The sequence below is a fragment of the Aeromonas sp. ZOR0002 genome, assembly GCF_963866995.1.
GTDB classification, from domain to species: domain Bacteria; phylum Pseudomonadota; class Gammaproteobacteria; order Enterobacterales; family Aeromonadaceae; genus Aeromonas; species Aeromonas caviae.
In genome coordinates, this window is sequence record NZ_CAWMFQ010000368.1 from 3,723 (window position 1) to 7,176 (window position 3,454).

The 3,454-nt window shown below is 67.1% G+C and carries 3 protein-coding genes and 1 pseudogene; all 4 read right to left on the bottom strand.

From position 1 onward, the window contains the following. A pseudogene (locus AACR77_RS19610) lies at positions 1-142 on the bottom strand (galactose-1-epimerase); the annotation flags it as partial. Between the two features lie 87 nt (positions 143-229). Continuing rightward, positions 230-1,378 (bottom strand): galactokinase, encoded by a 1,149-nt coding sequence (gene galK, locus AACR77_RS19615; protein ID WP_042882341.1) that lies wholly within the window; start codon positions 1,376-1,378, stop codon positions 230-232. Then, a complete protein-coding gene (locus tag AACR77_RS19620) occupies positions 1,375-2,433 on the bottom strand; it encodes a UDP-glucose--hexose-1-phosphate uridylyltransferase (RefSeq protein ID WP_042882343.1) in 1,059 nt (352 codons plus the stop codon). Before AACR77_RS19620 ends, galK begins: the two co-directional genes overlap by 4 nt. A gap of 49 nt (positions 2,434-2,482) precedes the next feature. After that, a partial coding sequence (gene galE / locus AACR77_RS19625; RefSeq protein WP_042882345.1) for a UDP-glucose 4-epimerase GalE occupies positions 2,483-3,454 on the bottom strand: 972 nt, incomplete at its 5' end.

Below are 3,454 nucleotides of genomic sequence, written 5' to 3' on the forward strand. Positions count from 1 at the left end.
TGAGGTAGGCCTCGTCGGCGCAGCCCAGCAACACCTCCCGCCGCTCTCCCGCCACCGGCAGGGTGAGGGAGGTGAGGGTGGCCCCGTATGCGAGACCGCGCAGCCGCAGTCCCTCCTCGTTTTCCAGCTCGAATTTCATCATGGTTTGCGGTTCCCCGTCGTGATCCCGTCGCCCCCTGCCGGCGTCGCGAGTGCCGGGCAGGGGGCGTCACCCGTTGTCAGGCGTGCGTTACAGTCTGCCGGCCCCTGCGCTGGCACGGCAGACGTAGCAGTCCGCCTTGAGGCCGAAACGGGCCGGGTATTCCGCCTCCACCACGGCGATCACCTCGGCCACCTTCTCGGGGCGCAGCAGGGCGACCACGCAGCCGCCAAAACCGCCGCCGGTCATGCGCACACCGCCTTCGCTGCCGATCCGGGCCTTGATGATCTCCACCAGGCCGTCGATGGGGGGCACGGTGATCTCGAAGTCATCCCGCATGGCGGCGTGGGACTGGCCCATCAGCTCGCCGAGGCGCACCAGATCGCCCTGTGCCAGCGCATCGGCCGCCGCCAGAGTGCGGGCATTCTCGCCGACCACGTGGCGGGCACGGCGATAGCAGGCCTCGTCCAGCCCGGCCTTGCCCGCTTCCAGGGTCGCCAGATCCAGGTCGCGCAGGGCCTTGACCCCGTAGTGACGGGCGGCGGTTTCGCACTGCTGACGACGGGTGTTGTATTCGCTGTCCACCAGGCCGCGGCGCACGTTGGAGTTGACGATGAGTACCGCCAGATCGGTGGGCATGGGGATGAGCCGGGTCTCCAGGGAACGGCAATCGAGCAGCAGGGCGTGATCCTGCTTGCCGCTCGCGGAGATCATCTGATCCATGATGCCGCAGTTGCAGCCGACGAACTGGTTCTCCGCCTGCTGGCCGTTGAGGGCGATTTCCGCCTGGCTGATGGCCAGTCCCTGGGCCTCCTTGAAGGCCTGGCCGATGGCCACCTCCAGGGAAGCGGAGGAGGAGAGACCCGTCCCCTGGGGCACGTTGCCGGAGACCACCAGATTGAGGCCGCGCAGGGCGTGGCCCCGTGCCTGCAGGTGTTTCACCACGCCGCGGATATAGTCGCTCCAGCGCTGGCTGGGGTGGTGCTCGATGGGTTGATCGAGACTGAACCGGTCGCGCTGGTTGTCGTAGTCGGCGGCGATCACTTCGACCAGGTTGTCGCCGCGCAGGCCGATGGCGACGCAGGTCTCGTAGTCGATGGCGCAGGGCAGCACGAAGCCGTCGTTGTAGTCGGTGTGCTCGCCGATGAGGTTGACGCGGCCTGGAGCCCGTACCAGCAGGTCGGGTTGTTGCTCAAACTGCTCGGCAAACACGGCGCTGACGCGCTGGCTCGGGGTCATGGGGTCACCTCATTGGCTTGATTGGTCTGGTTGTAGTGAATGGGGGAGAGCGCCCGCAGCCGCTCTGCCGCCTGTTCCGGGGTGAGATCGCGCTGGGTCTCCGCCAGCATCTCGAAGCCCACCATAAACTTGCGCACCGTGGCGGAGCGCAGCAGGGGCGGGTAGAAGTGGGCGTGCAACTGCCAGGCCTCGGGGCAGTCCGAGTTCGGCGGCGCGAAGTGCCAGCCCATGGAGTAGGGGAAGCTGCACTCGAACAGGTTGTCGTAGCGGCTGGTGAGCTCCTTGAGCGCGATGGCCAGGTCCTGTTGCTGTTCCCGGGTGAGATCCAGCATGGAGGGGACATGGGCCTTGGGCAGCAGCAGGGTCTCGAACGGCCAGGCCGCCCAGAAGGGCACTACCGCCAGCCAGTGGGCGGTCTCCACCACGATGCGGGAGCGATCCGCCAGCTCCCGCTCCACATAGTCCAGCAGCAGGGGGCGGCCGTGTTCGGCCAGCCAGGCGCGCTGGTGCGCCTCTTCCCGGGCAATCTCGTTGGGCAGGAAGTCGCTGCCCCAGAGCTGGCCGTGAGGGTGCGGGTTGGAGCAGCCCATGACGGCGCCCTTGTTTTCAAAGACTTGCACCCATTCCCACTGGTTAGAGAGCTCGGCCACCTGGTCCATCCAGGTGGTGATCACCTGCTCGATGGCAGGCAGGGGCAGCTCGGGCAGGGTCTTGCCGTGATCCGGCGAGAAGCAGATGACCCGGCTGGTGCCCCGGGCGGCTTCCAGCTTCAGCAGGGGATCCGGCGCCGCGTCGGCGGCCGGGGTGTCCTGCATCAGGGCGGCGAAGTCGTTGGTAAAGACGAAGGTGCCCTGATAGTCGGGGTTGATATCGCCGGTCACCCGGGTGTTGCCCGCACAGAGGAAGCAGTCGGGATCATGGGCCTGGCTCGGCGCCAGGCTCACCTTCTCGACCTGGCCTTGCCAGGGGCGCTTGGCCCTGTGAGGGGAGACCAGCACGTACTGGCCGGTGAGCGGGTTGAAGCGGCGGTGGGGGTGATCAACGGGGTTGAACATCATCACTCCAGTGTGTGAGTTGAATACATCCGAAGGCGCAGGCCAGGGCCTACGCCTCGTAACCATTGGGGTTGGCGGACTGCCAGCGCCAGCTGTCGGCGCACATGGCGGCGAGATCCCGGCTGGCGTGCCAGTCCAGTTCCCGAGCGGCCTTGGCGGGATCGGCCCAGCACTCGGCGATGTCGCCGGGGCGCCGTGGCTCGATCCGGTAGGGAAGGGGCCGACCGCAGGCGGCCTCGAACGCCGCGACCATCTGCAACACGCTCTGGCCCTGGCCCGTGCCCAGGTTGTAGGCGTGGACACCGCCCCGTCCGGCGCAGTGTTCCAGAGCCTTGACGTGCCCTTCGGCGAGATCCATCACGTGGATGTAGTCGCGCACCCCGGTGCCGTCGATGGTTGGGTAATCGTTACCAAAGACCGAGAGGCAGTCGCGCCGGCCGATGGCGACCTGGGTCAAAAACGGCATCAGATTGTTGGGGATGCCCTGGGGATCCTCCCCCAGAGTGCCGGACTCGTGGGCGCCGACGGGGTTGAAATAGCGCAGCAGGGTCATGCTCCAGTGGGGCTCGGCCCGCTGCAGATCCTCGAGGATCTCCTCGATGATCAGCTTGGATCGGCCATAGGGGTTGGTGGCGCTGCGGGGGAAATCCTCCCGGATCGGGGTGCTGGCGGGATCGCCGTAGACGGTGGCCGACGAGCTGAACACCAGATTGCGTACCCCGGCCCGTTTCATCGCCTGCAGCAATACCAGGGTGCCGCTCAGGTTGTTCTCGTAGTAGTCCAGCGGGATGCGGGTCGACTCGCCGACCGCCTTGAGGGCGGCGAAGTGGATCACGGCGTCGATGTGCTGCTCCCTGAAGATGCGATCCAGCAGGGCCGGGTCACGGATGTCCCCTTCGTAGAAGCGGGGCTCGCGCCCGCTGATGGCGGCGACACGGGTCAGGACGCCCGCCTTGCTGTTGCAGAGGTTGTCCACCACCACGGGCTCCATGCCTGCGGCCTGCAAGGCCAGACAGGTGTG

Bases quoted from the DNA above. Each gene is read 5' to 3' on its own strand.
- AACR77_RS19620 (WP_042882343.1), bottom strand. From the start codon at position 2,433: ATGTTCAACCCCGTTGATCACCCCCACCGCCGCTTCAACCCGCTCACC.
- galK (WP_042882341.1), bottom strand. From the start codon at position 1,378: ATGACCCCGAGCCAGCGCGTCAGCGCCGTGTTTGCCGAGCAGTTTGAG.